Source organism: Actinomycetospora callitridis (assembly GCF_028737265.1).
GTDB classification, from domain to species: Bacteria; Actinomycetota; Actinomycetes; order Mycobacteriales; family Pseudonocardiaceae; genus Actinomycetospora; species Actinomycetospora callitridis.
Map to the genome: position 1 here is coordinate 1039615 of NZ_JAQZAK010000001.1, position 15249 is coordinate 1054863.

At 71.3% G+C, this 15249-nt stretch carries 18 protein-coding genes; 5 read left to right on the forward strand and 13 right to left on the reverse strand.

What is annotated here, in order from left to right; genetic code table 11:
• The first annotated feature begins 21 nt into the window (after positions 1 to 21).
• Both PH191_RS05020 and PH191_RS05025 read left to right on the forward strand, forming a co-directional pair.
• Positions 22 to 654 carry a TIGR03085 family metal-binding protein gene (locus PH191_RS05020; RefSeq protein ID WP_274193490.1) on the forward strand — a complete coding sequence of 211 codons (633 nt, stop codon included), beginning with the start codon at positions 22 to 24 and terminating at the stop codon, positions 652 to 654.
• A 137-nt stretch (positions 655 to 791) separates the two neighbouring features.
• A complete protein-coding gene (locus PH191_RS05025) occupies positions 792 to 2582 on the forward strand; it encodes a ribonuclease J (protein ID WP_274193491.1) in 1791 nt (596 codons plus the stop codon).
• 33 nt (positions 2583 to 2615) lie between these two features.
• Here PH191_RS05025 and PH191_RS05030 read toward each other — a convergent pair whose 3' ends face one another.
• The gene (locus tag PH191_RS05030; RefSeq protein ID WP_274193492.1) at positions 2616 to 2999 is read right to left on the reverse strand and encodes an NUDIX hydrolase; all 384 of its coding nucleotides are present in this window, start codon (positions 2997 to 2999) and stop codon (positions 2616 to 2618) included.
• A 50-nt stretch (positions 3000 to 3049) separates the two neighbouring features.
• On the opposite strand from PH191_RS05030, the gene PH191_RS05035 reads away from it, so the two are divergent.
• Together PH191_RS05035 and fdhA are read left to right on the forward strand one after the other, a co-directional pair.
• Positions 3050 to 3643 carry a hypothetical protein gene (locus PH191_RS05035; RefSeq protein ID WP_274193493.1) on the forward strand — a complete coding sequence of 198 codons (594 nt, stop codon included), beginning with the start codon at positions 3050 to 3052 and terminating at the stop codon, positions 3641 to 3643.
• A 257-nt stretch (positions 3644 to 3900) separates the two neighbouring features.
• On the forward strand, positions 3901 to 5112 hold the full coding sequence (gene fdhA, locus PH191_RS05040; protein WP_274193494.1) for a formaldehyde dehydrogenase, glutathione-independent: 1212 nt from the start codon (positions 3901 to 3903) through the stop codon (positions 5110 to 5112).
• Positions 5113 to 5194: 82 nt separating this feature from the next.
• On the opposite strand, the gene PH191_RS05045 is transcribed toward fdhA, so the two are convergent.
• From PH191_RS05045 to PH191_RS05100, 12 genes are all read right to left on the reverse strand, one after another.
• A complete protein-coding gene (locus PH191_RS05045) occupies positions 5195 to 5461 on the reverse strand; it encodes a hypothetical protein (RefSeq protein ID WP_274193495.1) in 267 nt (88 codons plus the stop codon).
• Positions 5462 to 5505: 44 nt separating this feature from the next.
• Positions 5506 to 6669, reverse strand: a complete 1164-nt coding sequence (locus PH191_RS05050; RefSeq protein ID WP_274193496.1) for a sodium:calcium antiporter — start codon at positions 6667 to 6669, stop codon at positions 5506 to 5508.
• A 148-nt stretch (positions 6670 to 6817) separates the two neighbouring features.
• Entirely contained in the window at positions 6818 to 7963 is a 1146-nt protein-coding gene (gene pqqE / locus PH191_RS05055) for a pyrroloquinoline quinone biosynthesis protein PqqE (RefSeq protein WP_274193497.1), read from the reverse strand.
• Positions 7956 to 8246: a pyrroloquinoline quinone biosynthesis peptide chaperone PqqD gene (gene pqqD, locus PH191_RS05060; protein ID WP_274193498.1), complete on the reverse strand. Its 291-nt coding sequence runs from the start codon at positions 8244 to 8246 to the stop codon at positions 7956 to 7958. The genes pqqE and pqqD overlap by 8 nt, the downstream gene beginning before the upstream one ends.
• Entirely contained in the window at positions 8243 to 8956 is a 714-nt protein-coding gene (pqqC, locus tag PH191_RS05065; RefSeq protein ID WP_274193696.1) for a pyrroloquinoline-quinone synthase PqqC, read from the reverse strand. The genes pqqD and pqqC overlap by 4 nt, the downstream gene beginning before the upstream one ends.
• 35 nt (positions 8957 to 8991) lie before the next feature.
• Positions 8992 to 9906, reverse strand: a complete 915-nt coding sequence (pqqB, locus tag PH191_RS05070; RefSeq protein ID WP_274193499.1) for a pyrroloquinoline quinone biosynthesis protein PqqB — start codon at positions 9904 to 9906, stop codon at positions 8992 to 8994.
• A 100-nt stretch (positions 9907 to 10006) separates the two neighbouring features.
• Positions 10007 to 10099: a pyrroloquinoline quinone precursor peptide PqqA gene (pqqA, locus tag PH191_RS05075; protein WP_274193500.1), complete on the reverse strand. Its 93-nt coding sequence runs from the start codon at positions 10097 to 10099 to the stop codon at positions 10007 to 10009.
• 75 nt (positions 10100 to 10174) lie between these two features.
• Positions 10175 to 10939 carry a ribonucleotide-diphosphate reductase subunit beta gene (locus tag PH191_RS05080; RefSeq protein ID WP_274193501.1) on the reverse strand — a complete coding sequence of 255 codons (765 nt, stop codon included), beginning with the start codon at positions 10937 to 10939 and terminating at the stop codon, positions 10175 to 10177.
• A gap of 12 nt (positions 10940 to 10951) precedes the next feature.
• Positions 10952 to 11170, reverse strand: a complete 219-nt coding sequence (gene rd, locus PH191_RS05085) for a rubredoxin (protein WP_274193502.1) — start codon at positions 11168 to 11170, stop codon at positions 10952 to 10954.
• 97 nt (positions 11171 to 11267) lie between these two features.
• The gene (gene pqqA, locus PH191_RS05090; protein ID WP_274189170.1) at positions 11268 to 11357 is read right to left on the reverse strand and encodes a pyrroloquinoline quinone precursor peptide PqqA; all 90 of its coding nucleotides are present in this window, start codon (positions 11355 to 11357) and stop codon (positions 11268 to 11270) included.
• A 91-nt stretch (positions 11358 to 11448) separates the two neighbouring features.
• Positions 11449 to 13137 carry a PQQ-dependent dehydrogenase, methanol/ethanol family gene (locus tag PH191_RS05095; protein WP_274193503.1) on the reverse strand — a complete coding sequence of 563 codons (1689 nt, stop codon included), beginning with the start codon at positions 13135 to 13137 and terminating at the stop codon, positions 11449 to 11451.
• A gap of 14 nt (positions 13138 to 13151) precedes the next feature.
• The gene (locus tag PH191_RS05100; protein ID WP_274193504.1) at positions 13152 to 13616 is read right to left on the reverse strand and encodes an MSMEG_3727 family PQQ-associated protein; all 465 of its coding nucleotides are present in this window, start codon (positions 13614 to 13616) and stop codon (positions 13152 to 13154) included.
• Between the two features lie 754 nt (positions 13617 to 14370).
• On the opposite strand from PH191_RS05100, the gene PH191_RS05105 reads away from it, so the two are divergent.
• Positions 14371 to 15126, forward strand: coding sequence for a hypothetical protein (locus PH191_RS05105; protein WP_274193505.1), 756 nt, complete (start codon positions 14371 to 14373; stop codon positions 15124 to 15126).
• Positions 15127 to 15249: the final 123 nt, after the last annotated feature.

Sequence of the window (15249 nt, forward strand, 5' to 3'; positions counted from 1 at the left end):
CCCCCCGGGTAGGAGTAGTCCATGAGTGCCGCACAGATCGCCGACGCCGAGCGTCGCGATCTCGCCGACCTGTTGCTGAAGCTCGGCCCCGACGAGAGCACGCTCTGCGGCGACTGGACCACGCGCGACCTGGTCGCCCACCTGATCACCCGTGAGCGCCGCCTCGACGCCGCGCCCGGCATCCTGATCCCGCCGCTGGCGTGGTGGACCGAGCGCGTGCAGGACTCGGTGGCCCACGGTGAGTTCGGCGAGCTGGTCGGCACCCTGCGTTCGGGCCCGCCGTTCTGGAGCCCGCTGGCGCTGCCTCCGCTGCGCGCCGTCGACGTCCAGGAGTTCTTCATCCACCACGAGGACGTCCGCCGTGCGCAGTCCGGCTGGTCGCCCCGTCCGCCGGACGAGGCGCGGGACCACCAGCTCTGGCGCATGGTCGGCCTCCTCGGCCGCCTGACCTACCGCTCCAGCCCCGTGGCCGTGACGCTGCGCCGTCCGGACGGCGCCGAGCACGCCGTCAAGTCGGGCCCGCGCACGGTCATCCTCACCGGCGAGCCGGGTGAGCTACTGCTGCACGCGGCCGGCCGGGACGAGTGCGTCGTGCACCCCGAGGGTGAGCCGGCCGACGTCGCCGCGGTCATGGCCCTCGAGCGCGGCCTGTAGAGGCACGCCACCGACATCAGCGACGGGTCCCGCCAGGACCCACCCACGACGGCCGGACGGACCCCCCGCCCCGGCCCCCCGCACCAGGAGGACCTGATCACCACCCGTTCGCCGCGCCGCGCCCACGGAGGCGCCCGATGAGCCGATCGACCGCCCGCCGCCCCGAGCCGCCCCGCGGCGGCCCTCCGCAGGGACGCGGTTCGACGCCGCCCACCCACGACTGCGCCCGCGGCTCCGGCGTGCCCACGTCGTCCGCCCCCGGCGCCGAGGGCGCCCCGCCCCCGACGCCCGAGGGCGCGCTGCGCATCGTCGCCCTCGGCGGCATCGGGGAGATCGGGCGGAACATGACCGTCCTCGAGTACGGCGGACGGCTGCTCATCGTCGACTGCGGGGTGCTCTTCCCGTCGGAGGAGGCCCCCGGCGTCGACCTGATCCTCCCCGACTTCCGCGCGGTCGAGGACCGGCTCTCCGACGTCGACGCGCTCGTGCTCACGCACGGGCACGAGGACCACATCGGCGCCGTGCCGTTCCTCCTGCGCCAGCGTCCCGACCTGCTCGTCGTGGGGTCGCGCTTCACGCTCGCCCTGGTCGCGGCGAAGTGCAAGGAGCACCAGCTCACCCCGCGCCTGCTCGAGGTGCGCGAGGGCGAGCGCGGGCACCACGGCTCGTTCGACTGCGAGTTCTTCGCGGTCAACCACTCGATCCCCGACGCCCTCGCCGTCGCCGTCCGCACCCCGGGCGGCACGGTGCTGCACACCGGCGACATCAAGCTCGACCAGCTGCCCCTCGACGGACGCCTCACCGACCTGGCCGGCTTCTCGCGCCTGGGCGACGAGGGCGTCGACCTGCTGCTCGTCGACTCCACCAACGCCGAGGTGCCCGGCTTCGTCACCCCGGAGCGCGACATCTCGCCGGTGATCGACGGGGTGTTCCGCGACGCGCCGTCCCGCCTGATCGTCGCCTGCTTCGCGAGCCACGTGCACCGCGTCCAGCAGGTGCTCGACGCCGCGGCGAAGCACGAGCGCAAGGTCTGCTTCACCGGGCGCTCGATGGTGCGCAACATGGGCATCGCCACCGACCTCGGCCTGCTCCACGTCCCCGACGGCCTGCTCGTCGATCTCGACGACGCCCTGGCCATGCCGGAGAAGGACGTCGTCCTCGTCTCGACGGGCTCGCAGGGCGAGCCGCTGAGTGCCCTGGGGCGCATGGCGCGCGGCGACCACCGCCAGATCACGATCACCCCGGGCGACACCGTCGTCCTGCTCTCGAGCCTGATCCCCGGCAACGAGACCGCGGTGTTCGCGGTGATCAACGGCCTGACGCGCCTCGGCGCCGAGGTCGTGCACTCGGGTGTGGCCAAGGTGCACGTCTCGGGCCACGCGAGTGCCGGCGAGCTGATGTTCCTCTACAACGCGCTGCGCCCGCGCAACGTCATGCCGGTGCACGGCGAGTGGCGCCACCTGCGCGCCAACGCCGAGATCGCGCGCCGGACCGGCGTCGAGAACGTGGTCATCGCCGAGGACGGCGTGGTCGTCGACCTCGTCGACGGCCGGGCCGCGATCTCCGGGCGGGTCGAGGTCGGGCACGTCTACGTCGACGGCAACCAGGTCGGCGACGTCGGCGAGTCGACGCTCTCGGACCGCCTCGTGCTCGGCGAGGGCGGCTTCATCGCGATCACCGTGGCCGTCGAGGCGGCCACGGGACGCGCGGTGGCGCCCCCGCGCATCTCCGGGCGCGGGTTCTCCGACGACCCGAAGGCCCTCGAGGACGTCGTCTCGCTCGTCGAGATGGAGCTCTCGCGCACCGAGGCCGAGGGCATCACCGACACCCACCGCATCGCGCAGTCGGTGCGCCGGGTCGTCGGCAAGTGGGTGGGGGAGACCTACCGCCGCCGCCCGATGATCGTCCCGACGGTGCTGCCGGTCTGAAGGACTCGGCCGGTCCGAGGGATCACCGGCGCATCACCGGCGGATCGTCTTCGACAGGTGGTGGCGCACCGGTGCCCACAGGTCGGGGAGCACGAGGTCGACCTGGTCGAGCGTGTACCAGCCGGCGCGCACGCTGATCGGGATCTCCTCGGGGTCGACCTCGTGCTGCGGGCGGGCGGCGACGTAGATCGTCGCGATCCCGTCGTCGAGGAGCCGCCCGAGCTGGCGGCCGGCGCGGATCTCGACGCCCGCCTCCTCGAGGCACCCGCGCTCCGCGGTCGCGCCGGGGGACTCGCGGGCCTGCGGGCGCCCACCGGGCAGGATCGCCGGCGGCCACTCCCCGGGCCGGTGCACGAGCAGCACCCGCCCCGGGGGTGCGGTCACCACGGCCAGCACGAGCTGTGCCTCCCGGCCCACGCGTCTCTCCTCTGCTCGGCGGTGGTCGTCCTCGGCCTAGGCTCCCGCGGGTGAGCGCCACCGTCTCCGCCCGGCGCATCGCCTCGCGCGTCACCACGCTGACGTCGCCGACCCTGCTGCTCGCCGTGCTCTACCCCGTGGTCGGTGCCCTGGCCGTGGGGGTGGTGGGCGTGGCGTGGTCGCTGGTCGGGATGCTGTTCACCGTGGCGATCCCGGCGTTCATCGTCGACCGCGGTGTGCGGAGCGGACGGTACACCGACCACCACCTGCGCGAGCGCGAGCAGCGGGCCGTGCCGCTGGGCCTGGCCGCGCTCTCGGTCGCCACCGGCGTGGTGGTGCTGGTCGTCGCCGGCGCGCCGCGCGCGATCACCGCGCTGCAGATCGCCGTGCTGGTCACGGTCGCCGTGGCCACCGCGATCACCCTCGTCTGGAAGATCAGCTTCCACACCGCCGTCGTGGCCGCGGCGGCGGCGGTGCTGACCCTGCTCGGCGGGCCGTGGTGGGCACTGTCCTGGCTCGCCGTGCCCCTCGTCGGGTGGGCGCGTCTCGTGCTGCGCGCCCACACCGCGCCGCAGGTGGTCGCCGGTGTCGTCGTCGGTGCCGGGGTGACCACCGCGGTCCTGCTGCTCGCCGGGGTCGGGTGAGCCCGGGGTGGGGACGCGGCGGACGCGGGCGGTGACCGTTCTGTGCGCTGTCGTCGCCGCCGGGCTCGTGGCGGTCACGAACGGGAGTCGGGCGACTGCGGAGAGCGTTGACCGCTGGAACGTCCAGGGGCCCGTCCTGGTGCGGCCGCGCGAGTGACACGCGCCACTCCACGGCGGAGGATCAAGGAGTCAGCCCGTCGCGGCGGCCCCGGCCGGGGCCGGTCCGAGCCGGCGAGACGACCCCCTGAGGAGCGCCCATGAAGGCTGTCGCCTACATCGAGCCCATGAAGGTCGAAGTCCAGGACATCGAGTACCCGGGCCTGGAGCTCAAGGACGGACCGGGGGTGAACCCCGCCAACGTCGGCCGCCAGACCCCGCACGGCGTGATCCTCCGGCTCGTCGCCACCAACATCTGCGGGTCCGACCAGCACATGGTGCGCGGCCGCACCACGGCGCCGCCCGGCCTGATCCTCGGCCACGAGATCACCGGCGAGGTCGTCGAGGTCGGCCGCGACGTCGAGTTCATCAAGCAGGGCGACCTCGTCTCGGCGCCGTTCAACATCGCCTGCGGGCGTTGCCGGATGTGCAAGGAGGGCCACACCGGGGTCTGCCTGAACGTCAACCCCGAACGTCCCGGCTCCGCCTACGGCTACGTCGACATGGGCGGCTGGCAGGGCGGCCAGGCCGAGTACGTCCTCGTGCCGTACGCCGACTGGAACCTCCTGCGGTTCCCCGACCGCGAGCAGGCGATGGAGAAGATCCTCGACCTGACGATGCTGTCGGACATCTTCCCGACCGGCTACCACGGCTGCGTGACGGCCGGGGTCACCACCGGGTCCACCGTCTACATCGCCGGTGCGGGTCCCGTCGGCCTCGCCGCCGCGGCCTCGGCCCAGTTGCTCGGCGCGGCGGCGGTGATCGTCGGCGACATGAACGAGGAGCGCCTCGAGCACGCCCGCCGGGTGATCGGCGCCGAGACGGTCGACCTCTCCCAGGAGGGCACGCTGCCGGACAAGATCGAGCAGATCGTCGGCGAGCCCGTGGTCGACGCCTCGGTCGACGCGGTCGGTTTCGAGGCCCGCGGCTACGGCCAGGGCGCGGGCGAGGCCCCGGCCACCGTGCTCAACTCGATCATGGAGGTGACCCGGGCGGCGGGGAGGCTGGGCATCCCCGGCCTCTACGTCACCGGCGACCCCGGGGCGGCCGACGACGCCGCGAAGGAGGGCAGCCTGTCGATCCGGATCGGTCTCGGCTGGGCCAAGTCGCACTCGTTCACCACCGGCCAGTGCCCGGTGATGCGCTACCACCGGCAGCTGATGAACGCGATCCTGCGCGACCGGGTGCAGATCGGGAAGGCGGTCAACGCGACCGTCATCTCCCTCGACGAGGCCCCGCAGGGCTACGCCCAGTTCGACTCGGGCGTCGCGAAGAAGTTCGTCATCGACCCGCACGGGATGATCGCCCACTGACCTGACCACCGAGCCGACCACGACGACGTGCGGCCGCGCTCCCCGTCGGGGGAGCGCGGCCGCACGGTCTTGTCAGGACGTCCTAGCCGTCGTCGTCGTCGTCATCGCCGTCGGTGTCCGGCTGCGCGGGGGCCTGCGGCTGCTGCACCTGGCCGCCCGGGGCGGGCTGCTGGACCTGGCCGGGCGGCAGCACACCGCCGGGCGCCGGAGCGATCTCGCTGGTGCCGGGGACGGGAGCGTCGTCGCCGTCGTCGTCGTCGCCCGGGGACTGCGGGAACTGGAACACCAGCCACAGCCCGATGATGGCGGCCAGGACGGCGAAGCCGGCCCCGACTCGATCCTTCGTCACGTCACATCGTCCTCTCCGGTGGGCGTGTCCTCGGTGGGTCCGGCTCAGTCGTCGACGGGGACCTCACCGAAGAAGACCAGGCTGATCACGAAGTAGGCGATGTAGAGGCCGAGCAGCACGAAGCCGTGCCAGCGGCGCAGACGGCCGGTGGCCAGGAAGATCGCCGCGATCACCGTCATGACCAGCAGGACCGGCATGTGCCAGGCGAGGGTGTCGGCGTCGATGGTGATGGCCCCGCCGATGAGCAGGATGATCCCCAGCTTGCCGGTCACGGAGAAGACGACGCTGCCGATGACGTTGGCGATGCCGATCTCCGGCGCGCCCCGGCGGGCGGGCTCCACGGTGAGGAAGATGTCCTCGAGCGAGAGCGCCAGCGTCGCGATCGTGACACCGAAGACGGTGCCCTCGATGGCGAACTCGTCGAGGATCCCCTCGGTGCCCGCGCCGGCGACCACGGCGCCGACGACGAGGCCGACCAGGGCGAGGACGGCGAGGACGACGGTGCCGACCGGCGAGGTCTGGCGAGCCTTGAGGAAGCCCTGGTCGATGCGGAGGTCGGCCGGCAGCTCGAAGCCGCCGTGACCGCCGGGGCCGGTGTCGCCACCCGTGCCGCCACCCGTGCCGCCGCCCGTGCCGCCGCCGGTGCCCGTGCCGGCGCTCGGGCCGTCACCAGCCCCACCCTCACGGGTCAGGGTCGCCGTGCCGCCGCCGGAGGTCACCCCCGCCTTCTCGAGCTGCTCGTACACCTCGGCGTTGCGCCACACCGGGCGTCGTGCGGAGTACTCGCGGTACGCCACCCAGCCGACGAACGCCACGAACAGCAGGAGCAGCACCACGCCGGTGACGACCGTCAGGGCCCCGGTGAGTGCGAGCGCGAACATGATGATCGGCGCGAGGACGAACAGGGCGAGGTAGTCCTTGGGGACGTCCACCGGGGTCGGCGCGATGATCGCCGCGAGGGCGAGCACGATGCCGGTCATCGCGGTGGTCGTCCCCACGACGGTGCCGAGGGCGACCTCGCTGAGGTCCTCGAGGTTGAGGACGATGCCGAAGGCGAGGTCGTCGAATTCGATGCCGGTGAAGACGACCGCGATGAGGAAGAGCGAGATCGCCCATCGACTCGAGACGCCGACCAGATATCCGATGAGCTTCTCGGCGCTGTACACGAGCACCGCGATGCCCAGGACGAACTGGAGGATGGGGATCACGAACGGCTCCTTGCTCAACCGACGTTTGGTGAGGTGGCCGCCATATGGTGATCGTCATGTGTGCGTGTTTCAACGGGTTGACAGCCTCACCCCGCTGTGTAACCCGGGTCACTCGCGGTATCGCTCCCGGTGATCAGTCCTGCCCAGATCAGTCCGCACGGTGCGGCCGGACCGCGAGCTCCGGCATCCCCAGCCCGACGGGCCCCGAACCGACCGGGACGGCGCCGACCGGCTCGGCGGCGGCGGGGTCGTTCGCCGCCGCGACGGCCTCGTCGATGATGTGGCGATCGGGCGAGAGCACGCAGACCGGGTCGGTGCGGGTCATGTCCCCGGTGAGCTGGAAGGCCTGGCAGCGGCACCCGCCGAGGTCGACCTCGCGCCGGTCGCAGCTGCGGCACGGGTCGGACATCCAGTCGGTGCCCCGGAACGCGGTGAACATCGGCGACGAGCGCCAGATCCACTCCAGGTCGTGCTCGCGGACGTTCGCCTTCGGCAGCGGCAGCTCGTGGGCGGACAGGCAGGGCCAGGCGTTCCCCTCGGGCCCGATGACGAGCTGGCGGTCGCCCCAGCCGCCCATGCAGGGCTTGGGGTACTGGCTGTAGTAGTCGGGGATGACGTAGATGACGTCGGTGCGGTCCCGCAGTCGCTCGCGGAACGCGCGCGTGACCTTCTCCGCGTTCTCGAGCTGCTCACGGCTCGGCAGCAGCGCGGACCGGTTGGCCAGCGCCCAGCCGTAGTACTGGGTGTTGGCGAGCTCGACGCGGTCGGCCCCGAGCTCCTCGACCCAGCCGAGGATGGCCTCGACGCGGTCGATGTTCTGGCGGTGCAGCACGACGTTGAGGGTCAGCGGCCACCCCAGCTCCTTGACCAGCCGCGCGGCCTCGATCTTCTTGTCGAAGGACGAGATGCCGGCGAGACGGTCGGAGAGCACGGGCTCGTCGGCCTGGATGCTGACCTGCACGTGGTCGAGGCCGGCCTCGCGCAGGGCCTGCGCGCGGGGGCGGGACAGGCCGATCGCGCTGGTCACGAGGTTCGTGTACATCCCGAGCGAGCTCGCGTGCCCGACCAGCTCGACGAGGTCGCGGCGCAGCAGGGGCTCACCGCCCGAGAAGTGGCTCTGCAGCACGCCGAGGTCCGCGGCCTCGTCGAGCACGCGGTGCCAGTCGGCGGTGGCCAGCTCCGCGGAGCGCTTGGTGAGCTCCAGCGGGTTCGAGCAGTAGGAGCACGACAGCGGGCAGGCGTGCGTCAGCTCCGCGAGCAGACCGAGCGGGCCGTCGACCGTCGTCTCAGCCACGGGTGTCCTCCTCGATGGCGATCCAGCGCCGGGCGACGAGCTGGGCGAGGAACTGCGTCACCTCGTCGTCGACGACGCGGTCGTAGCGTCGGCCGAGCTCGTCGACGATGTCGGCGACCGTACGCGTTCCGTCGCAGAGACCGAGGATGTCGGCGCCGGTGGGGTTGAGCGTCACGACCGTCTCCGGGCCGAGCAGCACCTGGCGGTCCCGCGCCTTGTCGAAGCGCATCTTGACGAACCGAGCGAGCGCGGGACGGCCGGTGAGCGGGACGGTGCCGGTCATGCCGGGTAGGCCCTGTCGATGGCGTCCATCATCGCCCAGAGCACGTCGTTCTTGAACGCGAGCGCGGCGACGGCGGCGTCCTGCTGCTCGGCCGTGCGGCAGCGTGCGGTGACGATCTCCAGGGCGTGCTCGGAGTCGCGCGGGGCCTGGTGCAGCCGGTTGCGGAAGTAGTCGAGCCCGTCGCGGTCGATCCAGGTGTAGTGCTTCTCGAACGCCGCGAGGCGCTCGGCCATGAGGCCCGGCGCGAAGAGCTCGGTGAGCGAGGACGCCACGGCCTCGAGCCAGGGCCGGGTGCGGGCGAACACCACGTAGGCGTCGACGGAGAACCGGACGCCGGGCACGATGTGCCGCCCGTCGAGCAGCTCGGCACGGTCGAGCCCGACGGCCTCGCCGAGTCGCAGCCAGGCCTCGATGCCGCCCTCGGTGGTCTCGGTGCCGTCGTGGTCGGTGATCCGGCGGATCCAGCGCTGCCGGATCTCGCGGTCGGGGCAGTTGCCCAGGATGGCGGCGTCCTTGCGGGGGATCGCCTCCTGGTAGCAGAACCGGTTGGCCACCCAGCCCCGGATCTGGGCGGGGGACAGCTCGCCCGCGTTCATGCGCACGTGGAAGTCGTGCTCGCTGTGGTAGCGGGTGGCCTGGGACCGCAGGCGTTCGACGAGCGCGTCCGGGCCCACGGCGTCGCCGTGTCCGGCGCCGTTGGTCCCCGCCATCTCGTGGGTCACGTCGTGCGTCGCCGTCATCCGGTCTAGACCTCCACCTCGAGCCCGTCGGTCGCGATCTCCGCGCCGCGGGCGACCACCGTGGCGTACTCGGGGGAATCCTCGAGCAGCATGGGGTTCGTGTTGTTGATGTGTACGTAGATCTTGCGCTCGGCCGGGAGGCCGGCCAGGACCGCGAGGCTCCCGTCCGGACCGTCGACGGCCATGTGCCCCATGTCGCGGGCGGTTTTGGACGCCAGGTCCAGGCGGATCATCTCGTCGTCGGTCCACGTCGTGCCGTCGACCAGCACGACGTCCGCGGCCGCGAGCTCGTCGTGCACCGCGGGGGTGATCTCCTGGACGCCCGGCAGGTACACCGCGACGCGCCCGCTCGCCGTGTCGGTGAGGCGATAGCCCACCACCCGGCCGACGTCCGAGGCGGCTGCGTCCGTGGACGAGCCGTCCGCGAACCGCTTCTTCTTCACCGTGGGCACGTCGAACGCGCGGTAGGACAGGCCCTCGCCGAGGGCGACGGTCTCGCCGGGGACGACGCGCCGCCGGTCGACCTCCGTGTAGCGCTCCAGGGTCGGCAGGAACCCGGTGCCCCCGGTGAGCGTCTCGATGCTGGCGTCGGAGGCGTGCAGCTCGATGCCCGGACCCTCGCGCAGGAGCAGCAGACCCATGGTGTGGTCGAGCTCGGCGTCGGTGAGCAGCACCGCGGCGATCGGGCTCTCGCGTCCCGAGCGGGGCTGCAGCGCGGGCGTGGCCTCGATCTGGCTGCGGAGGTCGGGGGAGGCGTTGAGCAGGAACCATGTGGTCCGGTCGGCGCTGACGGCGATCGACGACTGCGTGCGCGGCCGGGTGGGGCGGGAACCGTCACGGACGGCCCGGCAACCCGGGCACCCGCAGTTCCACTGGGGAAAGCCGCCACCGGCGCCGGCTCCCAGCACCCGCACCCACATCGTGAGTCGCCCTCCTCCTGGACACTTCCTCGTGATTTTGCGGTACAACGCACGCGAGGGGCGCCGAGAACAATTCTGGCGCCCCTCGCGGTGACGTTGGTCAGTCGTCGAGCTGAGCGATGTACATCGTCACCTCGGGGGCGACTCCGAACTCCTCGAACTGCGGGGTCTCCCACACGGCGAGCATCTCCATGCTTGATGCCACCTCCTTTCTCAACGGTCGGTCCAACCTACCTGCTGCGGCAGAGCGCAGCAGTGTTCTCGGGGATCACCAGAACTTGATCCCGACGGACTTGAGACGGCGTTTGTGGAGCTGGTCGACCTTCTCGATGTCCTTGGAGGAGATGAGGTCTCCCCAGGCCCACGCGGCCTTCGAGCCCTCGTTGAGGATTTTCTCGAGGTCGTTGTCGACGAGGTCGGCGCTCTGGATGACCCGGGAGCCGAAGCCGATGTGCCAGCGCTCGTCGCGCAGCACCAGTTCCATGCCCTTGCGCATCCCGGGCATCGGGACCGACAGCTTCTCGAGGGCGTCGAGCAGCGCGTGCTGCCCCGCGGTGAGGACCACGCCCTCGAGGATCATGTGGTAGAGCCCGACCGCGGTGGTGAGCTCCTCGTCGGAGTCGGCGAGGCCGCGGGCGATGGCCGGCAGGCGCTCCTCGAACAGCTCGAGGAGGTCCGGGCTCACCCGCTCGCGCAGGACCTCGAGCCGCTCGTTGAGGTTCTTCCCCGGGACGCCGACGACCTCGCTGACCACGCGGTCGAAGAAGCGGGCGTGCCGGGCCTCGTCGCGGGCCTGCGACTCGAAGCAGCCGGCCATCGCGTCGTCGACGGTGGCCTTCGACTGGAACGATCCGAGGTGCAGGGCCACCGACGTCTCACCGACGCAGAAGCCGGCGATCAGTCCGAGGATCTGGTCGTACTCGCTGTCCTCGAGCTTCGTCCAGGACTCGATGTCCGTGGAGAGGTCGATGGTGGTCTCGTCCCACTGCAGTGATTCTGCGAGCTGGACGAAGTGGCCGTACCCGGTGATCATTGATCAGCATCCTCACATCCCCGGGAGGTGCTCTCCCGGTTCCAGCATGCGGAAGTCCGACTTCTCGGCTCCGCAGATCGGGCACATCCAGTCGTCCGGGATGTCTTCGAAGGGCGTCCCGGGCGGGATGCCGCTGTCGGGGTCGCCCTCCTCGGGATCATAGATGAATCCACACAGTTCGCAGAGCCATCGTGGGGCCTCGGGCGGCGCCAGCGTCTCCTCGACGGTCATACCCTCTCTCCACGGTTCTCCTGCTCGAGCGGACCCCAAACACCCGGAGAGGGGCGCCGGACCTGCGCGGTCCGGCGCCCCTCCCGGTGTCAGTCGATCAGTCGTCCATCTGGGCGACGTACATCGTCACCTCGGGAGCGACCCCGATCTCCTCGAACTGCGGGGCCTCCCACACGTGGAGCTCCATCTCGTGACCTCCTCTCACATGCTTCGCGACGGAGATCGCTCGGCAGCGCGACGTAGGAGCGCTGACGGGCGTATCTCCTTGGAGCGGAAAACTAGTTCTCGGGCAGGGCGAAGACGAACAGGGCGTCGCCCGCCGCCGCGCCGAGCAGCCCGGGCAGGAAGCCCTCGATCCAGCCGCCCCAGCCCGTGGGCACCGCGATGTACTGCCGGCCGTCGACGCTGTACGACATCGGGCTGCTGTGGTGCCCGCTGCCGCACTGGAACGACCAGAGCTTCTCGCCGGTCTGCTCGTCGAGGGCGACGAACTCACCGGTCGGCGTGCCCTGGAAGACCAGACCACCGGCGGTGGTCAGGGTCGAGGCGCACATCGGGTACTCGTTGCGCCAGCGCCACTTCTCCTCGCCCGTGAGCGGGTCGATGGCGGCCACGAATCCGTAGTGGTCGTCGAGGTCGACGGCCACACCGGCACCCCAGTAGGGGATGCTCTCCTTGAATTCGCGACGACGGCGGGTGGCCGTCGCGCCGACTTCCTGCACCGGCACGTAGATCAGCCCCGTGTTGGGGCTGTACGCCATGTGCGTCCATTCCTTGCCGCCGGCCGGGCCCGGCCAGAAGTGCACCGGAACACCTTCCTCGTCCGGGTACACCTTCGGCGTGACCTTGCCGTCGGGGCTGATGTCGCCCCAGGTGATGCGGTCGACGAACGGGAACACGCGGACGAGCTCGCCGTTGGTGCGGTCGAGGACGAAGAAGTAGCCGTTCTTGTCCGCGTGGGCGAGCAGCTTGCGCCCGTCCGGAGCGTCGAAGAGGACGTTCTCCATCGTCGAGTCGTAGTCCCACAGGTCGTGGGGCGTGAACTGGTAGTGCCAGCGGATCTCGCCGGTGTTCACGTCGATCGCGACGGTCGAGTCGGTGTAGAGGTTGTCGCCCTCGCGCACACCGCCGTCGAAGTCGGGCGCCGGGTTGCCCGTCCCCTGGAACAGGAGCTCGAGCTCCGGGTCGTAGGAGGGGGTGATCCAGCAGTTCGCGCCGCCGCGCTGCCAGGCCTCGCCGTCGTCCGGCCAGGTCTCCGAGCCGGGCTCGCCCGGCTTCGGCACCGTGTAGCAGCGCCACTGGCGCTCACCGGTCTGGGCGTCGAACGCGTCCAGGTGACCGCGGACACCGAACTCGCCGCCGGCGCTGCCGACGATGACCTTGTCCTTGACGATCAGCGGGGCGACCGAGCCGGACTCGCCCGCGCGCACGTCGCCGTTGGTGACGTCCCAGACCAGGTCACCGGTCTCCGCGTCGAGCGCGATGAGGTGGGCGTTGAGGGTGTACATGTACACCTTGCCGTGGCCCACGGCGACACCGCGGTTGACGTTGCCGCAGCACAGCGAGACGTCGTACGGGGAGGCGTGCTTGTAGCGCCACAGCTCCTCGCCGGTCTTGCCGTCGATGGCCCAGACCTTGCCCTCGGGCCCGGAGATGAACATGACGCCGTCCACCACGAGCGGGGAGGCCTCGAACGAGTACGTCGACGAGCCCGAGTGCAGACCCGTCGAGCCGGCCTGGAACACCCACGCCGGGGTCAGGCGCTTGACGGTGTCCTTGTTGATCTGGTCGAGCCGGCTGTGCCGCTGGGCGTCGTAGCTGCCGTAGTAGGTGATCCAGTTGTGCGGCTCCGAGGTCGCGTTCTTGATGCGCTCGTAGTCGACGTTGCTGACCTGAGGGGCATTGCCCTTGACGGCGCTCAGGGTCTTGTGGGGGACGGCCTCGCCGGCGTCCACGTAGTCAGTCATTGACGAGTTCCTCTCTACGGGCGCGGCTGCGGGGGACGGTCGAGCTTGGCCGAGTCCGGCACCTCGCCACCGAAGACGAGCGCGGCGGTCAGCCCGCGGCCCTCGTCGTTGCCGGTGGTGGAGCCGTAGTAGTACGTGCCCGGTCCGCCCAGGTTGAGCCGCGCCGTGCCCTTGGAGTGGTTGACCATCCAAATGATCTTGGGGTCACCGTTGTTGGGCAGCACCGCGCAGTGCGTGTTCTTGTCGTCGTTGATCAGCGTGAGCTCGATCTCGCCGCCGTGCGGGAAGACGAGGATCGAGGGCTCGAAGATGAGCTGGTCCTCGGGGATGCGGACCGTGGCCCGCATGACCCCGTCCGATCCCTCCTCGGCGTAACCGATGCCGCCGGTACCGAGCAGCCGGCCCAGGGCCGTTCTGTTCTGTCCGTCCAGTCCCGCTGCGTGCAGCTCGGACTCGCGATCGCTATCCGTGGCCGTCATCGGCCGTCCCTCCTCGTCACTAGCGGACTCCTTGCGCGCGGTGGCACGGCCACCGCGTGAACCTGCCCGTCCCTTCCGTCGTCGACGGTCACTCCGGCCCGGGACGACCGGGAGCTGTGCGCTCTCCCGGTCGGACGAGCCGCGTGAGGTCGACGCGGCGGACGGCGGGATCGACGTGCAGGGAGGAGGAGTGACTGCCGCCGGGGCTGATGCCTCCCGGCGCGAGCGCGTCCGCGGACGCATGCTCGGGCACTCCCATGTGCTCCTCCTGGCTGTCGCCGTCCCGGGGACACCTCGGAGACGGCGTACAGCAGGTGCCGCCACGGTCCAGGAGGACCGTCTGGCCGAGGGTGTCGACCGCTGGGCGGCAGGACACGACGTTCTCGGCGACGAGCGGAGCAAGTCTGCCGGTCAACGGTGTGTGCTGAGCCACAGGTGACCATAGGGATGCGGTCCGTGATCAGCAAGGGTCAGATTGGTCCGTCCGCCATGTCGATCATGTGATGGGGGTCGTTCCGACGTGCCCGCCAGGGGAAACGGTGGCGTGCGGCGAATCTCCGAGCAATCTCGGAGCCGTTCCGGTCTCCGGAAACACACCGGAGGGTCACGGCTCGCCGCGCACGCTCGGGGGCACCTGGCCAACCCGCCAGGATCCGTGTCCCGAGGTGTCCCGGGTCACCGCGCAGAGCTATGGTCGCGGCAGGGCGATGCCGGCGACGGGGACCGACACGGAGGTCCGGCAGGAGGTCGATCGGTGGGCAGTTTTGCGGCGGCCGAGGCGCTCGCCCAGCTGCACGGACCCGGGGACGACAGTGCCAGCGTCGAGATGAAGTCGCTGCTGATGCCCCCCGCGGGCGCGGCGGCCGAGGCGCTGACGGGACGTCCGTCCCCGACGTGGAGCGTGCGCGAGTCCTACCTCGTCGACACCCCCTCGCTGGACCTGATCCGCGCCGGCGTCGAGATACGCCTGCGCCGCCGGGCCCGCGGGCGCTTCGATCTCTGCGTGTCCACGCGCCGCAGCGGCACGACGCGGCCGGAGGCGATCCCCCGGGGCGCGCGCGTGGAGTACGACGTCGTGCCCGGGGGCGTGTGGCAGGACATCGAGGTGCGCCGCGAGATCGATCGCGCCGCGGCCGCCGCGGTGATCGCCGGCTCGATCGAGTCGCGGCAGCTGCTCTCGCCCACCCAGAAGGCGTGGGCGTGCGGCGGCGGCAGCGAGGCCGTCGACGACGACCTGCTCAAGGAGCTCCTGGTCCACGGCCCGCTGGTGGTCCGGCGGGTCAAGGTCGCGGCGGCCGAGGGGCTGAGCCGGGCCGACCTGGAGCACTTCCGCTTCCCCAGCGGACGGGAGCTCCTCGAGCTCTCCACCCGGTGCTGCCCGCCGGACGTGGTCGCGACCGCGGCGGCGTTCGAGCGGCTGATCTCCGAGCGCGACGTCACCTGCGCGGGGGAGTACGTCCAGAAGACCTCGGTGTGGGCCGGCGAGGTCGGCTACCACGCCGGTCGCTGATCTCCGGGCTGCCGATTCTCCGGACTGCCGATTCTCCGGACTGCTGACCCTCCGGGGCTCCGGGTCTCGAACGGGGACGGGCCGGGTCGTGGCGCGTGTGGCTACCGGGGCTCGTGGTGCGCC